This window comes from Bradyrhizobium sp. LM2.9 (assembly GCF_054056555.1).
This window is the reverse complement of the sequence record NZ_JBSRYJ010000002.1, coordinates 287250-313889: the sequence shown is the minus strand read 5'-3', so window position 1 is coordinate 313889 and position 26640 is coordinate 287250. Positions and strand designations below refer to the sequence as shown.

At 60.0% G+C, this 26640-nt stretch carries 14 protein-coding genes and 2 pseudogenes; 5 read left to right on the top strand and 11 right to left on the bottom strand.

What is annotated here, in order from left to right; translation table 11 throughout:
• Nucleotides 1–20: 20 nt before the first annotated feature.
• From ACVWW3_RS02960 to ACVWW3_RS02950, 3 genes are read right to left on the bottom strand one after another with little or no spacing between them, the layout of a single operon-like run.
• Nucleotides 21–1979, bottom strand: a complete 1959-nt coding sequence (locus ACVWW3_RS02960) for an ATP-binding protein (protein WP_456671861.1) — start codon at nucleotides 1977–1979, stop codon at nucleotides 21–23.
• Nucleotides 1963–2976: an ABC transporter substrate-binding protein gene (locus ACVWW3_RS02955; RefSeq protein ID WP_456650961.1), complete on the bottom strand. Its 1014-nt coding sequence runs from the start codon at nucleotides 2974–2976 to the stop codon at nucleotides 1963–1965. The genes ACVWW3_RS02960 and ACVWW3_RS02955 overlap by 17 nt, the downstream gene beginning before the upstream one ends.
• Before the next feature lie 30 nt (nucleotides 2977–3006).
• A complete protein-coding gene (locus tag ACVWW3_RS02950) occupies nucleotides 3007–4032 on the bottom strand; it encodes an ABC transporter substrate-binding protein (protein ID WP_247441974.1) in 1026 nt (341 codons plus the stop codon).
• A gap of 442 nt (nucleotides 4033–4474) precedes the next feature.
• Between ACVWW3_RS02950 and ACVWW3_RS02945 the strand changes: the two genes are divergently transcribed.
• Nucleotides 4475–4921: an MFS transporter gene (locus ACVWW3_RS02945; RefSeq protein WP_456671860.1), complete on the top strand. Its 447-nt coding sequence runs from the start codon at nucleotides 4475–4477 to the stop codon at nucleotides 4919–4921.
• Nucleotides 4905–6008 (top strand): MFS transporter, encoded by a 1104-nt coding sequence (locus ACVWW3_RS02940; RefSeq protein WP_456671859.1) that lies wholly within the window; start codon nucleotides 4905–4907, stop codon nucleotides 6006–6008. Before ACVWW3_RS02945 ends, ACVWW3_RS02940 begins: the two co-directional genes overlap by 17 nt.
• A gap of 159 nt (nucleotides 6009–6167) precedes the next feature.
• Here the strand turns inward: ACVWW3_RS02940 and ACVWW3_RS02935 are convergent, their stop codons facing one another.
• A complete protein-coding gene (locus ACVWW3_RS02935; RefSeq protein ID WP_456650963.1) occupies nucleotides 6168–7112 on the bottom strand; it encodes a DUF5996 family protein in 945 nt (314 codons plus the stop codon).
• 400 nt (nucleotides 7113–7512) lie between these two features.
• Here ACVWW3_RS02935 and ACVWW3_RS02930 point away from each other — a divergent pair, with 400 nt between their 5' ends.
• On the top strand, nucleotides 7513–8826 hold the full coding sequence (locus ACVWW3_RS02930) for an adenylate/guanylate cyclase domain-containing protein (protein WP_247441980.1): 1314 nt from the start codon (nucleotides 7513–7515) through the stop codon (nucleotides 8824–8826).
• A gap of 273 nt (nucleotides 8827–9099) precedes the next feature.
• Here the strand turns inward: ACVWW3_RS02930 and ACVWW3_RS02925 are convergent.
• Nucleotides 9100–9374: pseudogene (locus ACVWW3_RS02925) on the bottom strand (transposase); the annotation flags it as partial.
• A gap of 324 nt (nucleotides 9375–9698) precedes the next feature.
• Entirely contained in the window at nucleotides 9699–10040 is a 342-nt protein-coding gene (locus tag ACVWW3_RS02920) for a hypothetical protein (RefSeq protein WP_456650964.1), read from the bottom strand.
• Nucleotides 10041–11220: 1180 nt separating this feature from the next.
• On the opposite strand from ACVWW3_RS02920, the gene ACVWW3_RS02915 reads away from it, so the two are divergent.
• The gene (locus tag ACVWW3_RS02915) at nucleotides 11221–12405 is read left to right on the top strand and encodes a 5'-methylthioadenosine/S-adenosylhomocysteine nucleosidase family protein (RefSeq protein ID WP_456671858.1); all 1185 of its coding nucleotides are present in this window, start codon (nucleotides 11221–11223) and stop codon (nucleotides 12403–12405) included.
• Nucleotides 12406–12517: 112 nt separating this feature from the next.
• Nucleotides 12518–16462 (top strand): AAA family ATPase, encoded by a 3945-nt coding sequence (locus ACVWW3_RS02910; protein ID WP_456671857.1) that lies wholly within the window; start codon nucleotides 12518–12520, stop codon nucleotides 16460–16462.
• Nucleotides 16463–16912: 450 nt separating this feature from the next.
• Here the strand turns inward: ACVWW3_RS02910 and ACVWW3_RS02905 are convergent.
• The 5 genes and pseudogenes from ACVWW3_RS02905 to ACVWW3_RS02885 all read right to left on the bottom strand — a co-directional run bounded on the left by ACVWW3_RS02905 (nucleotide 16913) and on the right by ACVWW3_RS02885 (nucleotide 26632).
• Nucleotides 16913–18260, bottom strand: a pseudogene (locus ACVWW3_RS02905) (IS5 family transposase).
• 327 nt (nucleotides 18261–18587) lie between these two features.
• Nucleotides 18588–19952, bottom strand: coding sequence for an HlyD family type I secretion periplasmic adaptor subunit (locus ACVWW3_RS02900; protein ID WP_247447005.1), 1365 nt, complete (start codon nucleotides 19950–19952; stop codon nucleotides 18588–18590).
• An 18-nt stretch (nucleotides 19953–19970) separates the two neighbouring features.
• Nucleotides 19971–21791 carry a type I secretion system permease/ATPase gene (locus tag ACVWW3_RS02895; RefSeq protein WP_456650966.1) on the bottom strand — a complete coding sequence of 607 codons (1821 nt, stop codon included), beginning with the start codon at nucleotides 21789–21791 and terminating at the stop codon, nucleotides 19971–19973.
• Between the two features lie 55 nt (nucleotides 21792–21846).
• Nucleotides 21847–26007: a hypothetical protein gene (locus ACVWW3_RS02890; protein ID WP_456671856.1), complete on the bottom strand. Its 4161-nt coding sequence runs from the start codon at nucleotides 26005–26007 to the stop codon at nucleotides 21847–21849.
• A 73-nt stretch (nucleotides 26008–26080) separates the two neighbouring features.
• Nucleotides 26081–26632, bottom strand: coding sequence for a hypothetical protein (locus ACVWW3_RS02885; protein WP_247447008.1), 552 nt, complete (start codon nucleotides 26630–26632; stop codon nucleotides 26081–26083).
• Nucleotides 26633–26640: the final 8 nt, after the last annotated feature.

Here is a 26640-nt window from a genome sequence, read left to right as displayed (position 1 = left end):
CGTCAGCATGCGCTGGAACTTCATGTCAGGTATCGATTGATCGTCTCAAGTAGCTTTCTTGCGCTGTAGGGCTTTGCGACATAGGCATCGCAGCCTGCCGCGCGTGCCTTTTCTTCATCGCCGCCAAGCGCATAGGAGGTAACGACGATGATTGGAATATGGCGGAGATCTGACTGCGCCTTTATGCGCCGTGTCGCCTCGTATCCGTCAAGAATAGGCAGTTGGATATCCATAAGGATCAGGTCCGGGCTTTGGGTTCGCGCCGCCACGAGCGCTCCTTCGCCGTCGTGCGCCTCGATCATTTCGTAACCGACGCTTGTAAGCAGATCGCGCAGAATCTGCCGATTGTCCTCCTGATCCTCGACCACCAGTACGCGCTTGCTCATGTCTGCATCGCCTGCTTGCTCGAGCCGAGCCGGCACCAGAAAAGAGAATCTCGCCCCGTGGCCGAGGCGGGATTCTATCCAGATTCGACCACCATGCATCTCCACAATGCGCTTTACGATGGCGAGCCCCAATCCCGCGCCTCCTTTCGTCTTGGTGATCGAGTTATCCACCTGCTGGAATTCCTGGAAGATTCTGACCTGGTCGACTGAGTCGATGCCCGGTCCCGTGTCCTGAACGGAAAAGACGTAGGAATCTCCCCTCGTTTCCACTTCTATCCGGACCTCTCCCGCGTCTGTGAATTTGATCGCGTTACCAACGAGATTGAACAGGGCCTGAGCGAGCCTGCGTTCGTCTCCTCGCGCCGGCGGCAAGCCAGGCGGAACAGCAATTCTCAAACTTAGTTTCTTCTCCGCGGCGAGAGACTCAACGGAGGTATGAACAACGTTTATCAATTCCTCTACCGAGTAATCGGTCAGAGAAAGTCGAAGCTGTCCGGCTTCAATCTTGGAGAGATCGAGGACATCGTTGATGAGCCCGAGCAGATGTCTGCCGTTTCGTTGGATGCGTTCGACGGCGGATCGCATTTTCTCCGGAGGATTGCCGTATATGCCGTCGAGCATGAGCTCTGAAAAGCCGAGTACTGCGTTCAGTGGCGTCCGCAACTCATGACTCATGTTTGCGAGAAATTGCGATTTGTGACGGCTGGCCTCCTCAAGACTTCGGTAGAGCTGCTGCAGCTCTCCGCAGGTCGAATTGACGTGCGCCGCAAGCTCCCCGAGTTCGTCCCGATTGGGAAGGTCGATACGCTGGGCGAAATCGCCAGCGGCTATCCGATTCAGTCCGTCATGAATGATGCGCACTGGTTCGATCACAGACCGGGAGATCGCATGTCCCAGGACCAGCGTAAGCACGAAGCTTGCGAGCGCGACCCCAGCGACAAGTATCTGAGATTTGGTGTAGGTTTGTCGGCTCGCATCTATCCCGGCCACCATGTCCGCTTCAGCCCGGTTGACCAATTGATTGGTCAGTCGTTCGAGCTTGTCCGCGAGAGGCCCGAGCTCCGCGAGTTCGCTCTGTTTGGCCTCAGCCCCTCGCCCGCCGCGGATGAGATCGACGATGTGTGAAACGACGGCAATAAAGCGCGCATATTCTTCGCGCACCTGGTTGAGCAGCGCCACCTCGTCCTTTGCGACGAACGAGACACGGTCAAGGTCGTACCCAAACTGGTTGATCTGCCGCAGCACAACTGCCAATGTCGTTTCGTTCGGAAAGGCGAGCGCTGTGGATACGCCATAAAGTTGTCGAAGCGTATTGTGCTGCATCTGCCGATATGCCTCGATCTTCTGCTGCAGGCCAACAACCTGGTTCGCCCGCTGGTCCGCTTCGCGGAGCGAAAGGAGGCCGATTAGCCCAACCGAGACCAAGAGCATTTCGATGACGAAGAAGGCCATCAGCAATTTCGTGCGCAACGAGGGGCGCAGCTCAAACCCGAGAAGACCGCTCTTCGCTGACGTCTCGTCGCCACTTCCTCGCGACGTTGCAGGGAGCGGGCGCTGACCAAGAAACGACGTCGAATCAGCTTCCAAGTTCACGTCGAACCTCGTTCAGGAACCGCCAGTCGGCTGCGTCCGCGATAATCTTTGTAGGATTCGATTTCAGCATCCCCGCTTCGCGCAGGCGAAGAGCGTAGAAGCGGATTGTGTCTTCGGGATCAAACTCGCGCCAGCGGTTGTACGGCACATCCGCGAGCGTCTGAGCCGCATAGTCGTGGCGAGGCGTGAAACCCCCATCAACCATTCGCTGCGCAACAAGGGCCGGCGCGCTTACGCACAAATCCGTCGCCCGAAGCATGGCGCGAACTACACGTTTGGTGGCGATGGGATTATTTCTGACGAACTCCCGATTCCCCGCCAACATGCAGCAAAAGTACTGCGACCATGGGCGATCCTGCGCACTGTTGACGATTACATGCCCGATGTTCTTGGCACGCAGACGCTGTGGCTCCGGAGGGAAGCCAAGGAACGCGTCAATCTTACCCTCAGCAAATAACTCGATCGGTTTGACCGACGCACTGGTCACCCACTCGATATCCTTGGCGGGATCAAGTCCGACAAGCGTCGCCATCGCGCTGATGAAAACGTGCGGGCTACTGCCAACCCCCTGCTGGCCGACGGTTCGCCCCTTCAGATCGGCAACGCTACGTATGCCTTCCCTGGCGAACAGCTCGAAGCAGCCGACATGAACCCCAGCCACAACAGTAATGCTCGCGCCTCGATCGATCTCAAGAAGAAGCGGGCCGGAGAAATGCAGGGTGAAATCGATGTCGCCCTTCGCGATTGCTCTGGTTTGCTCCACGCCGGCGTCAGATTCGACGTAAACGACGTTTGTAAACCCCTCGGCATTCAAGAGGTCGCTCACCACGTACTGCGGAGCGATACAAATGCTTGCGTTCTTCGCAAGGCGGATTGTCGTGGTCTCTGGCGGCGGAGTGGACTCTTCGGCCTTCAGGCGCGCCGCCGCGATCCCAAACAGGGCAGTGGTAGCGGCACAGGCCCCAGCCAACAGCAAGTCGCGACGGTTCGTATTCATCGGGACCTCCTCGAAAACGCTTTAGATCAATCAGCCTCCCAGTTCAGGTCGAACCGCGTTAAGGAACCCCCAGTCAGCTCCATCCGCGATAAGTTTCGCCGGGCTCGATTTAATCATCCCAGCTTCGCGCAGGCGAAGCGCGTAAAAGCGGATTGTGTCCTCAGGATCGTACTCGCGCCAGCGATTGTACGGCACATCCGCAAGAGTCTGAGCCGCGTAGTCCAGGCGAGGCGCGAAACCCCTATCCACCATGCGCTGTGCAACGAGGGCCGGCGCGCTCACGCACAAATCCGTGGCCCGGAGCATGGCGCGCACCACGCGCTTGGTGGCGATAGGATTCTTTCGAACGAATTCGCGATTGCCCGCCAACATGCAACAAAAGTACTGCGACCATGGGCGATCCTGTGCGCTGTTGACGATGACGCGACCGATGCTCTGCGCACGCAAACGTTGAGGTTCTGGGGGAAATCCAAGGAAGGCGTCGATCTTGCCCTCCGCAAACAATTCGATAGGTCTGACCTTCGCGCTCGTCACCCACTCGATATCCTTAGCGGGATCGAGCCCAACAAGTGTCGCCATCGCGCTCAGAAATACATGCGGGGGCGATTCAAGCGATTGGATGCCGACGGTCCGCCCCTTCAGGTCGGCGACGCTGCGTATGCCCTCCCTGGCGAAGAGCTCGAAGCAGCCGACGTGAACCCCGGCCAGAATGGTAGTGCTCAAGCCTCGGTCGATCTCGAGAAGAAGTGGCCCAGAGAAATTCAGATTGAAGTCGACATCGCTGTTTTTCCAGATAGCTTTGTCTTGTGCAGCGCCGCTACCAACGAACCCGGTTTCGACGTGAACTACATTTGTAAATCCCTCGGCATTCAGCAGGTCGCTTACTACGTACACGGGCGCGATGCAGATACTCGGGCTCTTTGCGAGGCGGATCGTGGTGGTTTCTGGCGGCGGATCGGGCTCTTCGGCCCTGAGCCGAGTGGTAATGCTCCAAAGCAGCGGAGTGGAGGCGGCGCAGCATCCCGCCAACAGCAAGTCGCGACGGTTTGTATGCATCGGGACCTCCTCGAAACCTTAGGGTTGCTTCGGGGGCCGAACGTCAGGCCGCGTGATTGCGGGAAAAGGCCCCGCTCTCGATAAACATATCACCGCTGCGCTAGGTCGGATATGACCGAGTACCTGACGTGTCTGCAATTCCAGACAATCCTCGGCCGAACTAATTTAGCTTTCTTGGGTCGCCGTGGTCGGCTTAGGGTCAAAATGCGAAGAACTCAGCCTGAGCAAATCTTGTCCGCCATTCCTCAATAAGCGGACCTCGTGGAGCGATGCTGCTGCTTCGCCGAAGGGCCACAAGCAGACATCGGCCTGAGCGGGCATCCTGCCGGATCTGCCGACCACCCGAGCGATCGACCTCGGCGAAACGGGCTGAACCGACGGTTCCCAACGGTACCCGCGAGGCGCACGCTGATAGCGACAGCCACGCTTCTCGAGCCCCCAAATGGTTGGTTTCACACAACCTCCCTGCGAAGCCAACATTATCCGGGCCATACCAGCTTTTGACGCAGCACTGCCGCAAAGACGCAAGCGGCTGACGCTGGTGGCGACCATATTCGGTTCGAGCATGGCATTGGTCGACGGCTCGGTCGTGAATATCGCCCTGCCGGCGATTCAGCACGCCCTGCATGCAGGGGTGGCCGCGACCCAATGGATCGTTAGTGCCTATCTGCTGCTGCTCAGCGCTATGGTGCTGGTTGGGGGGGCGGCTGCCGATCTTTACGGCCGTCGACGCATCTTTGTTTTCGGCATTACGATATTCACCATGGCCTCCATTACGTGTGGCCTGTCGCCGAACATCACCGTGTTAATCGCAAGCCGCGCAATCCAAGGGGTTGGCGCCGCGCTCCTCATCCCGGCAAGCCTCGCGCTAATTGGGAGCGACTTTTGACGAGCACGAGCGCAACCATGCGATCGGAGTATGGGCTGGTGTCGGCGCGCTGACCGCTGCCGTCGGCCCGGTACTGGGCGGCTGGCTCGTCGATCAGGTGTCGTGGCGTGCGATTTTTCTGCTCAATTTGCCGCTGGCGGCCGTCGCGGCGGGACTTGCGAGCAGCTTCGCGGGCGAAAGCCGAAATGACAATGCAAAATCACTGGACTGGGCCGGAGCGGCCACGGTTGCCGCCGGTCTCGCCGCGATCAGCTGGGGGCTTGGCGCTATTCCCGCGTCGGGATTTTCTGACAGAACCGTAATCGGCGCGCTCGGACTGGGATTTGTATTGTTCTTGTTATTTCTCGCAATGGAAGTTCGGCTCGGTGCACGAGCAATGATGCCGCTATCGCTGTACGGTTCGCGCAGTTTTTCCGCAGCCAACGTATTGACGCTGTTGCTTTACTTCGCGCTAGGCGGCGCGCTGTATTATCTGCCGTTCGGCTTGATCCGGCTCGGCGGCTACTCCGCGACGCAGGCCGGCGCTGCGCTGCTTCCATTTGCTGTCATCATGGGTTTCGGCGCGCAATTCGCCGGCAGGCTTTCCGATCGTTTCGGGCCGCAGCAGTCGCTCACCTTCGGACCCGTCATCGCAGGCTGCGGTCTGGCGCTGCTGGCTTTTGCCGATTTTCGACAATCCTACTGGGCCGGAGCGTTTCCGGCGATCTGCGTATTTGGCATCGGCATGACCATCACCGTCCCGCCGCTGACCTCGATGGTAATGTCGTCAGTGGGCGACGCCCACGCCGGGGTCGCTTCGGGCGTCAACAACGCGGTCGCCCGGGTGGCAGGTCTCTTTGCAGTCGCGGCGCTCGGCGCCGTTTTGTTCGCCAGCTTTTCGTATCATCTTGCCGGTTCGCCGCGCGCAGAAGCCAACGAAGCGCTGAATGCAATACTGGCCGGACAAGCCGGCATCACCGAAGCCGCAACGGCAGCGTTCGAACGCGCGCTACGCATAGTGTTGCAGGTGGCGGCGCTCTGCTCCTTGGTAGGCGGCATTCTTTTTCGGTTGTGGATCCGACCGATTGGATCGCAAGCGGCGCGTTGAAGGCGGACGTCTAGGGAGGTCCCATTCGGGCCGCGCTTCCGCCGATGGCCAATCGCCAACAGATATTCGCGATTGACGAGCAGCCCCGCCGGCACAGCGTAGTGGCTCGACATCGCGATTGAGGTGCTCTGCCTGACCAAGGGGAAGACTCGTCGAACTTCATCTCTTCCTATCCAGGGGGCGGGGCAGAAGGGGGTGACCAATCGGACATTCGAGCGCGGCACGATCCCAGCGTCCGACATCGGCTGCCGCCCGATAGGTACTTTCCAGAAACGACATGAGCGTCGCCTCCGGATTGCTCGACTTCCTCACAACCTCGTACGCCAGGAGATATTCCCCGAGCTTCTGATCGAAATATGCGCCCGTCGGCAAAATCTGTTCGTCGGCAAAACCGTTCGGAGTGGGATAGGCATAAGAGTAGAAAGCCGCAAAGTCTGTGCCGCCTCCGCCCGGCCAGAAGCCGGCAGACGAGACTTCATCACTGTAGGCCTCGCGCGTCACTTGGTCCGGTAAACCCGGTACGCCCCCCGGGTGAAGCGGAGCAGGACGTCCGGAGAAGCGCGTCACCGCGAGATCGAAGCTGCCCCAGAAGAGATGGACCGGACTGACCTTTCCGGTGAAGCCCGTTCGAAACCGATGAAACACACCGTCGATCGCAACCAGGGCCCTGAAAAACCGCGTCACGGCGTCTGCATCATAGGGTCGGATCTGACGGTCGTCCTGGAAGGGGATCGGATCGGGGACTTCATTGGGCCGGCCGTCGAATTCCGGTGTACCGCCGAGACGTCCCACCAACTCACAGAACCGGGCGTGAAAGTCGGCAACGGACATCGGCCCGAGCGCCATTTCAACCCGGCGGCCATCAGAGGCCTCTCCGATCACGATATGGCGGGAGAGATCGAAGGTGATCTCGATACCTGAGGCGTCTGGAACCAGTGAAGTCGTGAGCCCGCGAGCATTCACGTAGAAAGTCGCGTGCCATGAATGATTGACCCACGGCGTCCTCGCGAGCCGATACTTGCCGACAACTTGGCAATACAAATGGAGCGCGGAACAAGTTTCGCGCCACGCCTCGAAGGGGATTTCCGGCCAGATCGCGCTCATAGTGTTTCCTCCTTTGTGTTTGGTCGCACGGACGAGGCGCTGGTGTCGTCCATTCACGTATGAGCATTAACGGTCGCAGGCATTTGAGAACGTGTGCAGCGAAAAACAAAGCTCCAAATTGGAGAGACTCGTAGGATCAGTGTCGCCAAGCTCATTGAGGTCTGGGCGTTTTCCCAGGGCTATCTTTGGCCGGGCCGTCGCGCGAAAAGGCCGGTTTGGGTCACAGGCCGACTTCCGAACCGACTTGAGCCTGGGTCGGCTTATCTCCTCAAGGCAGACATAGCGGCCCTGTAAGCAAAGGTCGGCAGCGGGTCAACCGGAGACATTCAACCTATGCCGGTACCCTTCTTGCTGCTACACTCTGAGCGGACTGCGACGACCGTGGCCGGGGAGATCATCCATGCAGCCGGTCACTCGCTATGCGAAGAGCGGCGACGTCCATATCGCTTATCAGGTATTTGGCGACGGGCCGATTAATCTGGTTCTCGCTCCCTATTTCGTGTCGAACATTGAGGTCTACTGGGAGCATCCCGCAGTCGCTCGGTGGCTGTTGCGGCTGGGATCCTTTGCTCGGGTGGCAATGTTTGACAAGCGTGGGACAGGCATGTCCGATCGTGTCCCGGAGCTTCCAGGCCTCGATCAACGTATGGACGACCTCCGGGCAGTTATGGACGCAGCAGATATGGAACAGGCGGCGCTCCTTGGAGCATCGGAAGGCGCATCCTTGGCGGCACTGTTCGCTGCCACCTATCCGGCACGGTCCCGTGCGCTGATCCTCTACGGCGGCTTTGCGCAATTTTCATCTTGGCTACCAACAGAGAAGGATCTGGCAGAGTTCCTTGCATATATTGATCAGGCTTGGGGATCTGGCGGCAGTATAGCCGTCTTTTTTCCCTCCCTTGCCAACGATCCAGCCGCCCAACAGTGGATGGGCAGATTTGAGCGGCTGGGCGCAAGCCCCGCTGCAGCGACCGAACTCATGCGCATGAATAGTCAAATCGATATTAGTAATATCCTGCCAACGATCCGGATTCCCACACTTGTCGTTCACCGCACCGGCGACAGGGCAATCAATGTGGAGGGGGGCCGCTATCTGGCTGAGCACATTCCCGCGGCTTGTTACGTCGAGCTTCCTGGAATTGACCACCCTCCCTTTTTCGGCGACAACGCCGATCTAATTGCAGATACGATCGAGGAATTCTTGACCGGCGTGCGCGCGCCGGTCACCGGCGATCGGGTGCTCGCTACGGTTCTCTTTACTGATATCGTTGGATCGACCGAGAAGGCGGCTGCACTCGGCGACCGCCGTTGGCACGATCTGTTTGATGCCCATCACGCTACAATCCGACGCAACCTCGATCGCTTCCGCGGGCACGAAGTCAAGACGACTGGCGACGGCGTTCTGGCCACTTTCGATGGGCCGGCACGCGGGGTACGCTGCGCGTGCGCAATTGCCGAAGAGGTTCGATCGCTGGGCATCGAAATCCGCGCGGGACTGCACACGGGCGAGTGCGAAATTAGCGATGACGATGTGGGCGGCATCGCCGTCCACATCGGTGCACGTGTTGCAGCGCTCGCAGGCGCGGGCGAGGTCCTAGTATCGAGTACCGTCAAAGAACTGGTGGCTGGGTCAGCGTTACGGTTCGGCGACCGTGGTGCCCGATCGCTAAAGGGTGTTCCCGGCGAGTGGCGCATATTTGCAGTCGAGCGATAACTGTGTCGGCCCGCGCTATTTTTTCGCGAGAAGGTCCGCTTCGGGTCTTGGTCGTGTAAAAACACTATTGCATGACGCAGACTGGCGCGGTTGGACTCAGGCTAGCGCAATCCGATCAATTTGAACAATTTTACGGCCACCAGAACTCATCCTGACGCAATGTCGGGCTGTTTCACGCGCCCGATGAATCGCAACGGCGCGCGCCGGCGCCCGTATCCCGCCCTCACCGCCGCCAGCAGCGGTTTCATCCCGACGATGTTCAGCACGCGTTTCCGACGGCTCCTGCCGGTCGGCGGCGATCGAGCTGAGCGAGATAGCGCGCAACACTCTCCTCCAATTGCGTGCGCCGCCGCTCGACTTCTTATCGCGATTATTGACTGCTTTGAATTTGCTGCCGTCGATGGCGACGCTGGCTGTCGCGAGCAATCCCATCTTGCGACACACCTCGACGAAGCGCGCGCAGACTCTTTTGATGCGGGACCATTGTCCTTGCGGAAATCGGCGATCGTTTTGTGATCGGGCGCAAGCCGGGCGAGCAGCAACATCACATGAGGCGCTTCGTTCAAGGGGCTGATCGCGGGCAATCGACTTTGTTGCCGGAATGCCTGGATGCTGAATTTTAGATGACAATCCGGTTCGCGTGATCGACACTTCGACGTTGCGGCCAGCTTCACGCTCGAGCCGGCGGCTCGAGTGCACACGGTTAAGATAACCGTAAATGTAGAGCCTTAAGAGCGCCGACGTTTTCACACAGCCAGGGTCACAAGCCGCCGAACTGGCAACCGGCTGCAAACTTCCGGTCTGACCTTGTGAGCCGACACGCAGCGACACCGCGCCAACGGAAGCGATGGGCCACAAGCCGCTGTCAGCGATCATGCCGCCAGCTCCTCGAGCAGGGCTTTCCCCTTCTTCAAATCCAACGTATCGGACCCCTCGGTGAACCAGACGTAGACTGGAGTGAGAAGCTCTCGGGCTTCTCTGTGCTTGCCGCTGTCGCGCCAGAGCCGGGCCAAGCTGATGGCGGCGCGCAGCTCCAGGCATTTAGAGTTCTGGCAACCAGCCACGTCGAGCGCACGCTGAAACCATAATTCTGCTTTGGTCCTGCCGCCGCCCGGCCCGGCTAGCGTCAACTCCCCAGTCAACCGGTAGATTTCCGCCTCCCACCGCCGCTCGCCAGTTTCCTCGACGGGGAGACGACCATCGAGCTGAAGCAAATCCCCAAACTACTGCCCCTGTCATGGTCGAAGCAGCATCAGTCGGTCAGCTGAATTCGGCCATCGGATGTTATGGAACATCACCGCAGTTCTGGAGGCAGAGAGTTATACGCACTTTCTCCGCCGAATCGTCTAGTAGGGTCCCGTACAACAGAATTATCGCCCTCCGAAGGCAACGGCCAGCCCTTCCCAAACAGAAGTAATACGGGTGCTTGACGCCGGTGTTACTGGTTGACCAACAGGCGCTCATCGGCTTGCCGCACGAGGCACAGCTCAATGCGCCGCGCAGCGGAAGTCCGAACGGATGTCTGCTCGCATCGGAGCGCGTGCGGTTCCATTGATACGGCTCTGGATCCGCTCGAACGTCTCAAGGCTGACCAGCGGTTCGTGCTTACCCTTTTGAGGTGTATCGTCCAACCGTGAGTCTTCCAATATCCACGCTCACGACCATCGAGAATAAAACCCTTCGTCCGCAGCCAGGCGACGAATGCGTCCACCTCGAATTTGAAGCGCCTTCGAGGATTGCGATTTACGATCTGTGCTGCAGTTTTGGGTGCGTCGAGTCCGGGAAGCCTACCAGCGACGCGGCCACCGGTTTCAGACTTTGTAGATCGACTGGACCTAGATTTGGCCTCGCTATTTCGCGGCATCGAAGAACCCGATTCTGAAATCAATGGACTATAACACGCCTCGTTGCTGCGCATGGCAAGATGTGTGCGGTAATACCCGCACCATCTTGGCAAGGGGTCCCGCTGGCGCGCCCCCGTTGCATCCCCCCGGCCCATGGCGCGGTAATGAGGCATCGAGCCTCACCGCGCCTCAGATCACTCGCCAGTCTTAGAGCTTTCCCCGCACCGAACCATGGAGGACCCTGATGGCCGGTCCAACACCACTCGGGCAAGAGCCTCCATGCTCCCCGAGACCCCATGGCCAACCGTCCGCCGTTTGGATGCCGCCGTCGTCTTGCCGCTGGATAACGTGCAGGGAGATTTCGGCTCTCCCTGCCCCCATCGAGTCGGCGCAGAAGCGCCGCCCCCGATCCCTCTGGTCGCAGGTCAATAAGGCATCGACCTTCCCTTTACCGTACAGTATTAGTTGTACGTTCAACCACAGCTGGCGGGAGCGCGTTTCGTTTTCTTCTGCAGCGTCGACGTCACAACGTTGAAAGTGCCGACTGCAGATGAAATTCGCCGACGCCACTGCAGTACTAGCCGAGTCTGACCGCAAGGGTTGGCGGCGAGTACTCGTGATTACGGCGCTCCCGTTGGAAATGGCGGCGGTCAGGGCGCATACTATCCACAGGGCTTCTTGCGAGGGCCGCGACCACAACATTTTTGAAATTGGCCATTTTCGTGGGTCCAGTTCCGAATGGCTGGTGGTCGTCGGGGAAAGTGGCGCGGGTAACCACGTGTCACAGGCAATCGTAACCAATGCCTGCATTCAGTTCGGTCCATTTGAACTGATTTTATTTGTCGGAGTGGCTGCAACTCGGAAGCCAGATGATGCTCCGATTGGCAGCGTGGTTATCTCCGAGCATGTCTATTGGCCTTATGCGGGAAAATACCGGCCCGGCGAATTTCAAGGCCGGGCACGCAGCCTACCAATCGACCCACAACTTGTTCGTCTTGCGAAAAAGGTGGTCCGTGATGAAACTTGGCAATTGCGACTCCGACCACCCTACGGCGGCGCGAACCCAGGTGACCAATACTATCCGCAGCCGTTTCCTCCTGCCGCGAAAACGGCTCCAATTGTCTCTATCGAAGCAGTCTCGGCTGACCCTTCTTCCGCTCTCGAAGAACACATCACAAGTAACTATCAGGATGCGACGGCCCTTGAGATGGAGGGGTACGGAGCGATTTTCGCCGCCGAGGAAGAAGGAAGAACACCTTGCATCATCATCCGGGGCATATCGGATGACCGAGCTGGCAAAGACCCAAAGTTAGACAAGATTCATCAGCCGATAGCTGCCGCTCACGGCGCAGCTTTTGCCTACGAGTTATTGGACTACTGGGGTGACAACCGTCGCGCGCCTGAACGGACGGATGTTGTGGACCCACCAAGCACAATTGAGCCGGCGCAACAGGATCCCGGCCCAGTCGACACTTTACCCATACAACCCGCACCAATTGCAGAAGATGTTTTAGACGAGACCTCTATCGCGGTTTTGAGCTTTGCTGGAAGCGAGGCGGATTTTCCTCAAGCTCGTCAGAAAGTCATCCTCGATGTAATACGAAACATCACGGGCAATCCAGCTATTGAAATCGTCGGTAGCCAAGCCGGGTCATTCTATCTTTTCCTCCGTGTGAACGAGCCTGACCTGGTTTCGCTTCAGTCGCCAGAATTGCGCTCTGCTCTCTCGGAATAAAGCCGAAGCAAGGCTTCTCGGGGTCGCGAGCAAGGAAGATTTCGAGCGTTCCCGTCAGGAAATTGAAGAGCTGCTAACAGCATCACGTTCAGTTTTAGACTGGCCGCGCGCGTTGCCGGACGGAACAGTTATCGAACGACCGGAAATTAATCAGCTGCTAGAACCAGCGCCCGATCATCAAGGCCGGACCAAAGCGGTGATCGGCGATCCGGGTTCAGGCAAGACCGCTTTATTAGCGGCACTTGCCGAAAGGTTGAGAAATTCGCGGATCCCATTCCTCGCAATCAAGGCTGACATTCTAGATACGAGTATTACGAGTGAAAACGACTTGCAGCGAGACCTCGGTTTGTCGGATTTGCCGAGCCGAATCCTCACCTGGCTTTCCCGCCGTGGCCCCGTTTATCTGATTATTGATCAGCTAGACGCTCTCGCTAGGTATGTCGATCTACGCACGGGGCGCCTGAGTGTTCTGCTGAGCTTAATCCGCGCTTTGGGCAATCAGCCTAATGTGTGCGTCGTCGTTTCTGCACGTCGGTTTGAGTATGAACATGACACGCGTTTGAAATCCGTGCAGGCAGAAAGTGTCTTCCTAGATTTGCCGCCGTGGAGTGAAGTCCTCAAAATTTTGGAATCGCATGGCATACAAGCGGCTGGCTGGCCTACGGATGCGCAACAGGTAATTCGCTCGCCTCAATCTCTCGCAACGCTCCTTAAGCTGACGGGTGCGTCGCAATCGGTCGCGTTCGACGAGTATCAAAAAATGCTAGAACGGCTCTGGCAAGAACGCATTCTTAATCGTCCGGACGGAAGCCGGGTCGCGACTCTCGCGGGCCGCATCGCGGAAGAAATGGCGAGTAAAGAGACATTATGGCTCGCGCGCTCGCGTTATGATGCTGAAAATGAGGATTTAAAAACGCTATTAGCTGAGGGAATCTTAACTACTTCGGCTGGCTCGCCGGGCAGTATTGGGTTTTCGCATCAAACGGTGTTCGAATTTGCTCTCGCGCGATCGTTCGCTCAAGCTGACGGGCGACTCTCCAGTTACATACAGGAACGTGTCGCTTCTCTCTTTGTTCGCCCGAAACTTTGGGCGGCCTTAACATATTTGCGTGGAGTGGAAGTCGCCACGTACGAGCATGAACTGCGAGCGATTTGGGCACTCCCGAATCTGCGAGCGCATCTACGAAACCTCGTTATCGAATTTATTGGTCAGCAGAATTCACCGATAGCTTCCGAAGTGACGATCATGAAGGAAGCTATGGGATCGCCCGACCGTAGACTGGCTCTCCAAGCGATCCTTCGCAGCTCTGGCTGGTTCGAACTGTTCAAGAACACCGAAATCACAAAAGCGATGACAGACGTTGCTGAGGCAGGTATCGCTTCGGCCATACTTTCACGAGCGGGAGAATACGCTTCTGATGACGTTATCGAGCTGCTGGAGAGAAACTGGCTCCCAGACACCAAGTTCGACTCCTTTGCGTGGTATGTATTGCAGGACAACCCCGAATGGTCTGATCGGCACTTAGCCCTTGCTACGACGATAGTACAGCGCATCGACGTTGATGCCTACGCGTTCGACCATATGGTTTCAACAGTTGGCACGGGCCGACCGGTTATGGCGATTAAGCTGGTTCGCTCCCGGCTCGACGTAATGCTTAAAAAAGCCGCGACAGAGGCGCTGTCCCGAGCGGAATCGATAAATACTCAAGAGGATTCGACAGGGCTGGCTGCGTATATGTCATCACCTGCGCAGGCTATCGAAAGCGTTATTGAGCGTTCAGAGGGTTGGGACACGCTTGAGGCACTTGGAAAGTCGGAACCCGCCTTTTTCGTGAGATCGATTTGGCCGTGGTTTCAAGAGGCTCTGGAAGCCGTCAAACGTTACAAGAATTATGCAAGCGAGTTCACCTATCCACTTTCGCACAATCTGGACCTTCGCTTCGAAAGTGAAGGTACTCTCGATCTTCCTGAGCCGTCCTTGTTGGCCGGCCTTCGTTCAGCGGTAGAACAGTTTGCGGCTGCGGATACCGTTGCCTTCAAGACATGGTTCGATGAAGCTAAGACCCAGGATGCTGCTCCAGCGCAAAGGCTTCTTGCTCATGCACTTTCAACGCAGCCGGAAATCTATGCCTCTTTTGCTTTGGAGTTTCTGCTCGGCGATGACCGTCGCTTCCATCTCGGAAATATTGAAGATGCGTCGGAAACAACAAAGCGACTGATCGTGGCGGTAAGCCCATTCTGGACGCGTGAACAGATCGACGATTTCGTTGCCGCTTTGTTGAGTTATGCGCCTCGTCCAGTCGGTGACCGAGATGCAAAATCTCGCCAAAATTTTTATCAGTTAGTGGGACAGACCCGCTACGAGCTTGCAGCGTGTTTACCGAAGGAGAAAATGCCGTCAAACGCAATTGCTTTGGTTCAAGAAGGAGAACGAAAATTTGGATCTTCACGGCGGGGAGCAACGTTCTACGGCCCCACGTGGGTCGGCCCGTCTATGTCTCCGGACGCAATGGGGCATGCCGCTGACGAAGACATCTTGAACGCATTTCAAGAGCTTCCAGACGAAACAGGATGGGACAATCCGAAGAATTGGCGGCACGGAGGCAACGTGCAGCTGTCGAGATCGTTCGCGGACTTCGCCAAGAATAACCCCAACCGTGCAATCGAACTGATGCGTCAGTTCACGCCCGATATTGGAGCTCGCGCAGTCGGCTATGCAATCGATGCAATGGCAGAAGCAGTCGATCCATCTCTATTGTTGCCGCTTATTAGAGAATTCGACAGTCGTGGGTTCTCTACCGAAGAATACCGCGACAGCGTCGCGCGCGCGGTCGAAAAGCTGATCAATCGTGGCGCCATTATCGATGACATAACGCTTTCTATAGTTGAGGGATGGCTGGGCTCTGCTGCCGTGCCGGTGGTGGACAACGACGCAGATTCTGAATCTATCCAAGACGATGACGAGATAAAGGATATAGAAGAAGAAAAAGACAGTCGTAGCATTCTTTGGGGCATGGGTGGCTTGTCGATATTGCCCCATGGAAATTTCCCGATTCTCGAAGCAATCGCACGGATTTATCTGCAACGGAAGAACTACGACCGTCTTTTGGAAGTCTTTAGCCAACACCTCGACAGGCCAGAGGAAGAAAAAGTTTGGCAAGCACTGTTTCGGCTCTTCCCGTATATCCGGACCGAAAAGAAGTCGGAGCTGGCGTCCTTCTATAGGGTTCTTTTCGAGAAGTATCCGGCGCTTGCGATCAGCCACGAAGCGATTTTGCTTTTTGCGCATATTCACTGGGCTCTGCCTGATTTGGTCCGCGATATCATTTCTGGTTGGAAGGATTCCCCTACCAACTTTGCTCAGCAAGCCTACGGCGAACTCAGTTCCTTGATTTGGCTAACGCATAAAGATCTGGCTTGGGCCGCCAATATGGTGCGAGGTATTCTCGAAAGCGAAAATGAATCTCCGATGCGTGTCGGCGCTGCTTATGCCGCAGTTCACGTTTGGGCAGATATTCCCGATAATAAGAATGCGCCCATACTGATCCGCGACCTTACTCTCAATGCCAGCGGGCGTACGTGGGCCGCTATCATCGATCTATTCCGATTGGTAGATGAGATTTCACCCGATCCGGACTGGGTAATGATATTGCAAGCAATTGCAGAAGAGATACCGCGACAGCCCAACTTTGGGTCTCATTTTGTGACGGAGAGGCTGCAGACCCTGTTGCCCCACGAAGCAACTTTAGTTGCTTCCATCGTAAAGGGATTGGTCGACAAGTGGCGAAATGATTTGGGCGATGTTCGTACCTCGCACGCATCAATAGCGCCAGAACTGGTCGACATTGCTATCACGCTCCATCGACTCAACGACGAGACGCGTCTGCCCGGTCTCGAGATCTTCGAGCAATTGCTCGCTATCAACGCATATACGGCGCGAGAGACGCTGGATCAGGTTGACAATCGTTTTCGGTCTACCCAGCCGCCGCAACGTACACGTCTACCCCGTCGAAATCGTCAATCCCGTCGCGCGCGGAGACGGTCGGCGCGAACATAGCCTTTCGGCCACGCGGTACGCATCACATCCCGCCATGTACTCGGCTGACCGGCTCTTTCCACCACGCCGCCGTATGCATATCCAGCGGCGTGGCACTGCACTTCAGTTTTCTATTTTGGTTGAGCGAGAGAGATCCAAACCGTGACGCAGCCAAGCCATCAATCAGCCGAGAAATGCCGTACTAGACCAATTTTGGGGGCGCTAAGATTCGGAGAAAATTCGGTTCTCCGGCTCCTTTCGGGCCCCTTTTGGATAACGAATGGGAGTTCTCCGCCCGCGGAAAAGCAGGAAAAAGGCCGAATTTCTGGCCTGTCCGCGGCTCCAAGTACGAAACTATTTTGGTGGGGTGGCGGAGGGAGAGAACCTGGCCTCGAACCTTCTCCGCTCCATCAAAGGACGCCCATCTCAGACTGGGGTTAAAACCAAATAATTTTGTGAGGTAGTCGTCCGTTAAGAAGCGGAATTGAGCGGGGCCGGACAGGCGCGCGTGCGCCAGAGCTGGGTCAGGAACAGGCACAAGAGTTCTCTGAGCCAGGCGAGGATGCGGCGGAAGTTGTGGCCGACGGCAGAGAGGATGACGTTGGCCGCATCGCCAGCGCGGCCTTTGAGATAGCAGCGGCCGAGGTGGCCATCGGTCTTCAGGTGTCCGATGATGGGTTCGATGGCGGAGCGGCGGCGCAGCTCGCGCTTGATGACACCGAAGACGCCGCGCTTCTGGCCAGAGATGAAGATTCGGCGGGGATTTTGTGTGTCGTGGCCGCGGTATCCCTTGTCGACATAGGCCCGCTCGATCGCACAGCCGGTGAGCGTCTCGGTGCGGTCGATGACGTCCCGCAAGGTGTGACCGTCGTACGGGTTATCGGGCAGCGCCCTGACGTGCAGCACGAACAGGCCACCGGGAGCACGGCGGTTGTTGGTGACGAAGGAGGCTTTGACACCGAACTCGTAAGGCGCGGCTGCTTTGCCCTTGCCGATGCACTCCACCTCCGGGGCGTGGAAGGAATAGAGCTTCCAGCCGCGCTGGCGCTGCTGCTGCGAGCGGATCTGCGAGGCCCGGCCAAGCGGGAGGGCGAACGCGTTCTCGAGCACGGTCTGACCTTCGATCTTGCGGCGGATATCGCGGATGATCCGGCCCAGTCGACTGCGCAGAATGCGCAACTGCCGCTGATGCCGCTTGAATTGCTTGGCATGGGCGTAGCGCCCCGCCATCATTGCCGCGGTCTTGGCAATGCGAAGATAGGACTGCCGCAGCCTGACCCCGTGCTTCCTCGCCAGTCGATTGAGCCCCTTGATCGCCGCGTGCAGCAGCTTGGCATCGGTCGGGAAGGTGATGGCCTTCGGCTGCACGGTGGTATCGACCGTGACCCGCTTGAGGTCCTGGCCGCGTAACGCACCGGCCTCGTGCGCCACCCGCAAGCTCTCGGCCAGCAACAGCTCAAGCTTGTCGCCGAGCCGCTTGCGCCAATGGCTCAGGTCCGAGCGCTCGTGCGGGAACGCGTGCTGAAAGAACACTTCGCCGGTGAAGTACTGGAAATACGGGGTCGTGGACCCAACGCTCGCACACCCCCTCATCGGACAGGCCGTAAATGTGCTTGAGCTGGAGTAGCCCGATCACGAAGCGGGTTGCGATGCCCGGCCGACCGTTCTCGCTATAGAGCGGCGCGATCTCGCCGTCGATCCAGTCCCAATCGACCTTGCCGGCAAGCTGAACCAGCTCGTGCTTCATATTGATGATCTGGTCCAGCTTGGCCCGGAACAGATCGCCCGATCCCGTCGTCCTGTGCTTCTTCGGTCGCATCGCCACCTCCGATGCGACGAGGGAATCATGACTGGCGATTCGACGGAATCCTGAAAATCAAATTGCAAGGTTCCGATGCCCCAAGCATCAAAACCCTGCAATCGCAAAACAGTCCACAACGACAAATGCGATTCTAGCTCAATCGCTTAGCCGCTCTTCACGGACGACTAGGTAAGGCGTCCCGGGAAGGACCGGCCGTCATTCTTGCGCTTCGCGGGTTTATACGCCAGGCAACCGGGTTGCTGAATGTCAGTGCCCTGATCCGAAAGGCTTGAGGGCACCGTACTCGCGAGTGCTCAGCATTGACGTCCAAAGTGCTCGCTCTCTTCAGGTTTCGCGGAACGCGCGCGAGAAGCTGTCGAGGAAAGGCTTCATGATGTACTCGAAAAACGTGCGCTCTCCGGTCTTAATGTAAACGTCTGCGGGCATTCCGGGCGTCGGGATGAATTCAGGCATTCGCCTGAGAATATCGTCCTGGTCCAGGCGCACCCGAACCACATAGAATTCCCGACGGGTGTCACCGTCGGGACGGGTTTCGGTCTTCCCCTGCATTTGCTCCGACAAGGCGTCCGCTGACACGTAGATGACGCTCGCCCCCACCATGGGTGTGACGCGCTGGTTGAGCGCCGACAGTCGTACCAGCGCCTCCTGACCTACGCTCACATGCGAAATGTCCTTAGGATTCACATGTGCCTCGATGAGGCGCTCGTCCCCGATCGGCAGGAGCTCAAGGATCACGGCACCAGGAGAGACGACGCCGCCCGGTGTATGGAAGTTGTTCTTCACCACAATACCTCGGACCGGCGAACGGACATCGACCCGATCGACCACATCCTGAGCGGCGCGAATCTGCTCCTCCGCATCGTCCAGCTCCGCCTCGGTCTCGCGCAGCTCCTTGATCGCGTCCCGAAGCACCGCCGCGTGGAGCTGCGCTATTCTTTCGTTCGCCTGAGCGATCCGCTCCTTCGAATCGGCGATGCGGCCGAGATACTCGCCGAGGTCGCCCCCGAGACTCGCCTCTGAGCGTCGCAACGCTAGCACATCCGACTTGCGGACCAACTGCTGACCAAGAAGCGAATTCTTGTCCTTCAGCTCTTCGGCGAACAAGGCAATACGGTCTTTGGTGGACTGCACTTGCGCCTCATATCCGCGGATGCTTTCCTCCAGCCCAGCGATTTGCTTTAAGAGTACGCTTTCCTCGGCCACCCGACTGGCCCGGCGTGCCCAAAGTTCGGCACGTTGCCGATCAAGAATCGCTTTGATTTCCGGATCACGCGCGCTCTCGCTGAATGCAGCCGGAGTTTCGATTGCGTCCGAAGAGCTCATTTCGGCTTCTAGACGCGCCTTCATGGCGAGCAGTCGATGCTTCTTCAAAACCAGCCGTTTCAGCTTGGCGTTGGCAGCGGTATCGTCCATGCGAACGAGGATCTGGTTGGCCTCGACGACATCCCCGTCCTTGACTGCAATCTCGCGGATGATGCCGCCCTCGAAGTGCTGGACTAGCTTGTTTTGCCCGGTAGCCACGAATGTGCCCGAGGCGACGACCGCACTATTGAGTGGGGCGACTGCGGCCCAAACGCCGAAACACCCGAGCCAAACAACAAGGATGGCGAGGCCGGTGAAGATGGGCCATTTGGCGCTCAGAGGAACACCGCGGTACCACTCGCCGATGTCGTCCTTTACCGCTCTCATGCTGTCCTCCCGCGCCGGTCACCCGCCCGAGGATTCGATGCGTTGCGGCTGCTCCGGCTCATCTCCGCCGGCCCTGCCGGGCGACCGAACCAGGCGATGCAACACGTCGCTCGGAGAGCCGAATGCTTCCGCGCGTCCGGCCCGCAGTATGAGTACTTTGTCCACACTGTTCAGTAGCGCCGGTCGCAGGGTTACGACCACCGCGGTGACCCCCCGCCTCTTGGCGCGCTGCAGGGTCTCGGTCAGAGCCTGCTCGCCCGCCGCGTCGAGATTCGAGTTGGGCTCGTCGAGCACGACAAGGGACGGATTACCGAAGAAAGCCCGGGCGAGCGCGATGCGCTGTTTCTGTCCTCCCGAGAGGGGCCCACCGCCGCGGTCGAGCACGGTCTCGTATCCTTGCTTCAACTGGCAGACCATGTCGTGAATGCCCGACAACATCGCCGCCTCATAGATGCTCTCGTCGGGCAAGTCGTCGCGCATGCGGCAGATATTCTGCTTGATGGTCCCGGGAAATAGCTCGACCTCCTGGGGCAGATAGCCGCTATATTCCCCGAACTGGCGGCGATCCCAGTTGCGCAGCTCTGTTCCGTCCAGCCTGACTTTCCCGGCTGTCGGCACCAGACAACCCACCAGAATGCGCGCGAGAGTCGACTTGCCGGATCCGGACGGTCCGACGATGGCCAAAGATTCTCCGGGCGCGAGCTCAAGCGACACACCATTGAGCACCGGCTCCTTCGAGGCCGGCGGCAGATACAAGACCCGATCAACGCTCAGGCGCCCTTGCGGTCTGGGCAAGCGCAGCTTGGGCGCCTCGCGCTGGAATGACTCGACCGCCTGCTTTACGCGGGCATAGGCCGATCGCGCCTGAACGCAGCTGCGCCATCCCTCGATCAAACCCTCGAGCGGCTGCAGAGCGCGGCCGGCGATGATCGAAGCCGCGATCATCATGCCCCCGGTGATCTCGGCGTGGAGGGCCAGATAGGCGCCGGTGCCGAGGATCGTGATCTGGGCCACGAGCCGGACGAACTTCGACGCACCGCTGATCCAGAAATTCCGATCAAGGGCCTGGCTCTGCACCGTCAGCGCTGGCGCCTGGCGGCGCCCCCAGTGGAGAATGCTTTCGCTCAGCATTCCCATCGCATTGATCACTTGCGAATTTCGCGCCAGGGACTCGGCCGCCGCATCGGCCTCGGCGGCATGCAGGCCTGCCTCGCTCAGACGCTCCGAGGTCGCTTTCTGGTTGATTAGCGCAATCAGTGCGAGCGCCAAGCCCGATACGACCGCGATCCAGCCCAGATGTCGGTGAACGAGGAATATGACTCCGAAGTAGAGGGGCGAGAGTGGCGCGTCCATCAGTAGAAGCATGATAGGGCTCGAGATGAAGCCCCGCACCTGGTGAAGACTGCGGATCGCCTGGATGGTTCCGCCCTCGCCAGCCCTGGCGTTGTTGATGCTGCTCGCCAGTACTGCGCCGCCGAGCGCTGCCTCCATCTTGGTCGCAAGACGTCCCAGGACCTGCCGACGCAGAATGTCGACGATCGAGAGGATACCGATGAACGTCAGCGCGAGGGCCGAGAGCATCAGCAGTGTCTCGAGACTGCGGCTCGTCAGCACACGATCGGATATTTGAAAAAGGTAGATCGGCAACGTGAGCATCAGCAGATTCACAACGACCGAAAATGCCGCGACCGCTATCAAGCTAGTGCGCGCGACCGAACGCCAAGTGGCCAGTGCGTTGACAGGTCCGACATTGTCGCGGGCCTGGTCGTTGGATACGACGCGAAATTGAGCTCCGGACTGGTTGCGCGGCGTATCGTCCAGTGTCTCGACAGCTGTCATGTTTGCCTCCTACTAGAGGATGGCATCGTGAGTTCCAACGTGATCGATCGGAGTACTATCCACGCTGTCGGGAGGCGGCGGCGCGGGTTTTTGGACATCGGCGGCCACCCGGCGCCGAAATGTCTTGAGCCGATACGGCGTCCGACTGAGACACGGCAGTCTGGGGGGGCGCGATGTCGCTGCTTAGAGCGACGCCATAGTCTGTATACTGGGTTCCGTTGAACAGCGGATCTGCCGGAGGCGGTGGCGCATCGTTCAACGCGATCACATCGCCCGCGACGGCGGTTGTCGCAGCATTCGATGTGTCCGTCACAACGTTCTCCGGGGCACTGGTCACGGATCCCGAACTCTCGATCGATGCGTCAGTCGTGGTGGCGAGCGTCGAGTCGGCCGATCCAGGAGTTTGAGCGCTGCTGGTGTCCGGCGCGGCCGGCTGTACCGGCTCGGTCGCGGGGCTGCTGAGCGAATCTCCGGCGCTGGCGAGCACCGGCTCGCTCGTGCCCGCGACCGGCGCCGCACTCGCCGAAGCATCGCCAGCCACACTGCCCGTGTCGGCCGGTTGCGACAGATCGCTCGGCGCATCGGTCGGAGCGGCAGCCGTTGTGGCGAGCACCGGCTCGCCCGTGTCCGCGACCGGCGGCGCCGCACTCGCCGAAGCATCGCCAGCCACACTGCCCGTGTCGGCCGGATGCAACAGATCGCTCGGCGCATCGGTCGGAGCGGCAGCCGTTGTGGCGAGCACCGGCTCGCTCGTGTCCGCGACCGGCGCCGCACTCGCCGAAGCATCGCCAGCCACACTGCCCGTGTCGGCCGGATGCGACAGATCGCTCGGCGCATCGGTCGGAGCGGCAGCCGTTGTGGCGAGCACCGGCTCGCCCGTGTCCGCGACCGGCGCCGCACTCGCCGAAGCATCGCCAGCCACACTGCCCGTGTCGGCCGGATGCGACAGATCGCTCGGCGCATCGGTCGGAGCGGCAGCCGTTGTGGCGAGCACCGGCTCGCCCGTGTCCGCGACCGGCGCCGCACTCGCCGAAGCATCGCCAGCCACACTGCCCGTGTCGGCCGGATGCGACAGATCGCTCGGCGCATCGGTCGGAGCCGCAGCTGTTGTAATGAGCACCGGCTCGCTCGTGTCCGCGACCGGCGCCGCACTGACCAAAGCATCGCCAGCCACATCCGGGGGCTGTGGTACATCACCAGGCGCACCGTTCTCCGTAACCAGTGCCGACTCCGCGATCTCAAGAGCAGGCGCCGAACTATTAAGGGTGTGAACACCGGTGCTGTCCGATGCAGCTGTTTGCGACAACGCGGTCGACTGACTCTCTGAACCCGTCGTCGGGCCAACCACCTCGTTGCTCAGCGTGCCCATGTTGTCGGCCAATGTCGTGAGCGTCGGCTGTGCCGCCTCGACCGGCGCAATCGTTTCAGCCACGTCGCTGGGCAGGGTGCTGACGGTGTCGGTCGCCGTCGCGAGCGCCGGCGGCACCGCGGCCTCGACCGGCGCAATGGTGCCGGCCGCGTCGTTGCTCAGCGTGCCCACGTTGTCGGCCAATGTCGTGAACGTCGGCTGTGCCGCCTCGACCGGCGCAATCGTTTCAGCCGCGTCGCTGGGCAGCGTGCTGACGGTGTCGGCCAATGTCGTGAGCGTCGGCTGTGCCGCCTCGACCGGCGCAATCGTTTCAGCCACGTCGTTGGGCAGGGTGCTGACGGTGTCGGTCGCCGACGCGAGCACCGGCGGCACCGCCGCCTCGACCGGCGCAATCGTTTCAGCCACGTCGTTGGGCAGGGTGCTGACGGTGTCGGTCGCCGACGCGAGCACCGGCGGCACCGCCGCCTCGACCGGCGCAATCGTTTCAGCCGCGTCGTTGGGCAGGGTGCTGACGGTGTCGGTCGCCGACGCGACGAGCACCGGCGGCACCGCGGCCTCGACCGGCGCAATGGTGCCGGCCGCGTCGCTGGGCAGCGTGCTGACGGTGTCGGTCGCCGACGCGAGCACCAGCGGCACCGCGGCCTCGACCGGCGCAATCGTTTCAGCCGCGTCGCTGGGCAGCGTGCTGACGGTGTCGGCCAATGTCGTGAGCGTCGGCTGTGCCGCCTCGACCGGCGCAATCGTTTCAGCCGCGTCGTTGGGCAGCGTGCTGACGGTGTCGGTCGCCGTCGCGAGCACCGGCGGCACCGCCGCCTCGACCGGCGCAATCGTTTCAGCCGCGTCGCTGGGCAGGGTGCTGACGGTGTCGGTCGCCGTCGCCACCGCGGCCTCGACCGGCGCAATGGTGCCGGCCGCGTCGTTGGGCAGCGTGCTGACGGTGTCGGTCGCCGACGCGAGCACCGGTGGCACCGCCGCCTCGACCGGCGCAATCGTTTCAGCCACGTCGTTGGGCAGGGTGCTGACGGTGTCGGTCGCCGACGCGAGCACCGGCGGCACCGCCGCCTCGACCGGCGCAATCGTTTCAGCCGCGTCGTTGGGCAGGGTGCTGACGGTGTCGGTCGCCGACGCGACGAGCACCGGCGGCACCGCGGCCTCGACCGGCGCAATGGTGCCGGCCGCGTCGCTGGGCGGCGTGCTGACGGTGTCGGTCGCCGACGCGAGCACCAGCGGCACCGCGGCCTCGACCGGCGCAATCGTTTCAGCCGCGTCGCTGGGCAGCGTGCTGACGGTGTCGGCCAATGTCGTGAGCGTCGGCTGTGCCGCCTCGACCGGCGCAATCGTTTCAGCCGCGTCGTTGGGCAGCGTGCTGACGGTGTCGGTCGCCGTCGCGAGCACCGGCGGCACCGCCGCCTCGACCGGCGCAATCGTTTCAGCCGCGTCGCTGGGCAGGGTGCTGACGGTGTCGGTCGCCGTCGCCACCGCGGCCTCGACCGGCGCAATGGTGCCGGCCGCGTCGTTGGGCAGCGTGCTGACGGTGTCGGTCGCCGACGCGAGCACCGGTGGCACCGCGGCCTCGACCGGCGCAATCGTTTCAGCCGCGTCGCTGGGCAGCGTGCTGACGGTGTCGGCCAATGTCGTGAGCGTCGGCTGTGCCGCCTCGACCGGCGCAATCGTTTCAGCCGCGTCGTTGGGCAGCGTGCTGACGGTGTCGGTCGCCGACGCGACGAGCACCGGCGGCACCGCGGCCTCGACCGGCGCAATGGTGCCGGCCGCGTCGCTGGGCAGCGTGCTGACGGTGTCGGTCGCCGACGCGAGCACCGGCGGCACCGCCGCCTCGACCGGAGCAATCGTTTCAGCCGCGTCGCTGGGCAGGGTGCTGACGGTGTCGGCCAATGTCGTGAGCGTCGGCTGTGCCGCCTCGACCGGCGCAATCGTTTCAGCCGCGTCGTTGCTCAGCGTGCCCACGTTGTCGGCCAATGTCGTGAACGTCGGCTGTGCCGCCTCGACCGGCGCAATCGTTTCAGCCACGTCGTTGGGCAGGGTGCTGACGTTGTCGGTCGCCGTCGCCACCGCGGCCTCGACCGGCGCAATGGTGCCGGCCGCGTCGTTGGGCAGCGTGCTGACGGTGTCGGTCGCCGTCGCGAGCACCGGCGGCACCGCCGCCTCGACCGGCGCAATCACTACCACCACGTCATTGCTCAGATCGCCGACCATTCCAAGCAGGGGAAGGGAGGTGACGATCGACGGGGTAAACGAGTCGCAAGGTACATTAGACCAAATGGATTCGAGCGTTGACCCACCGGGCAATTGAGTGCTTCCGAGGTCGGAATCCGCTGTCAGCGAGTTGACGCAATTGACGCTACTAACGTGGGCCGAGGTGTGAGCATGGTGCTTGCAAAAATCGGCATCTTCGCCACCTCCGCCCCCATCCCCCCAGCTCGCAGCGGCGACTGCTTCGCCACGAGCTGTGCTCGGTCTGGGCGCGTCTTCATGCGGCTCCGCCAGGAGCCCGGTCGGATCGAGCTGAGCCGCATGCGTCTCCAACGAGGTGGCCCGCCCTTCGGGCCTTTCATTCTCCGCGCCCGGTTTCGCGGGATCGCTCGCAGGGAGCTCGTCGTTCGTCGCTTGCGGCCCCGCACCTGCCCGAGCGGCTGTCGCGTCTTCTTGCTCGGCCAGTGCGGATTTGAACGGGGCGGCAAGAAACTCTTCGCAGGCAATCAGCGGGGCAATGAAGAATGACCAGGTCAAGAAACTGAAAGAGCCGGATCGCTTGTCAGCACGCTGCACTCCGGCTTCGAAAATCTTCCGCCCTTGGTCGAACAGTTCGCGCTTTTCTACCTGGTGCATGACCGCCGTCCTTCTCGTTCAAAAACCACTCTCGCCCGGCAGCTTTCACTGCCAAGCGAGTCTCTTCGGCATGTCAGGCGTCCGTGTCGTGCGACGTATCCGTCGCCGTGTCGAAATGCCCTACGTCGAAGTAATCCGTTGGGCCCATCAAACCGATGGCGTATTCGAGCGCATCGTCGGAAGACATCGAAGCGAGCGCGCCGTGTATGTCACCCGAATGATCGGGACCGTGCGAGCTGAAATCACCCGGGAAATCACCATGGGAGAAGTCGCACTTGGCCAGCACCTCACCAGGACTGCGATCGGTCTCGCCCCTGCCGCCGTCGTCGTAGTCTTTGGGCTGGTATTCGCCGTCCTTGGCGTCCTTCCAACCACCATCGTGCTCTGGGTAGTCACCCTTGCCGTCTTTCGGGTACGCGGCAATGCCGCTAACTTTGGAATGATTGTCCTTGCCGTCGTCGGTTCTCAAGAAGTCGTCGTTACCGCTGTGATCGTCATTCCACTTTGACAGCTTGCCGTGACCGCAGTCGTCGGGCTTGGTTGACGTAGATTCGTCGGATGGGACGCGGGTTCCCGCAAGCTTTAACAGCCCGGTAATGCTTGCAACGCTGCTCAGGAAAGACATTGTTTCGC

Bases quoted from the DNA above. Each gene is read 5' to 3' on its own strand.
- ACVWW3_RS02955 (WP_456650961.1), bottom strand. From the start codon at position 2,976: ATGAATACGAACCGTCGCGACTTGCTGTTGGCTGGGGCCTGTGCCGCT.
- ACVWW3_RS02950 (WP_247441974.1), bottom strand. From the start codon at position 4,032: ATGCATACAAACCGTCGCGACTTGCTGTTGGCGGGATGCTGCGCCGCC.
- ACVWW3_RS02945 (WP_456671860.1), top strand. From the start codon at position 4,475: ATGGTTGGTTTCACACAACCTCCCTGCGAAGCCAACATTATCCGGGCC.
- ACVWW3_RS02935 (WP_456650963.1), bottom strand. From the start codon at position 7,112: ATGAGCGCGATCTGGCCGGAAATCCCCTTCGAGGCGTGGCGCGAAACT.
- ACVWW3_RS02930 (WP_247441980.1), top strand. From the start codon at position 7,513: ATGCAGCCGGTCACTCGCTATGCGAAGAGCGGCGACGTCCATATCGCT.
- ACVWW3_RS02915 (WP_456671858.1), top strand. From the start codon at position 11,221: ATGAAATTCGCCGACGCCACTGCAGTACTAGCCGAGTCTGACCGCAAG.
- ACVWW3_RS02900 (WP_247447005.1), bottom strand. From the start codon at position 19,952: ATGAGAGCGGTAAAGGACGACATCGGCGAGTGGTACCGCGGTGTTCCT.
- ACVWW3_RS02895 (WP_456650966.1), bottom strand. From the start codon at position 21,791: ATGACAGCTGTCGAGACACTGGACGATACGCCGCGCAACCAGTCCGGA.
- ACVWW3_RS02890 (WP_456671856.1), bottom strand. From the start codon at position 26,007: ATGCACCAGGTAGAAAAGCGCGAACTGTTCGACCAAGGGCGGAAGATT.
- ACVWW3_RS02885 (WP_247447008.1), bottom strand. From the start codon at position 26,632: ATGTCTTTCCTGAGCAGCGTTGCAAGCATTACCGGGCTGTTAAAGCTT.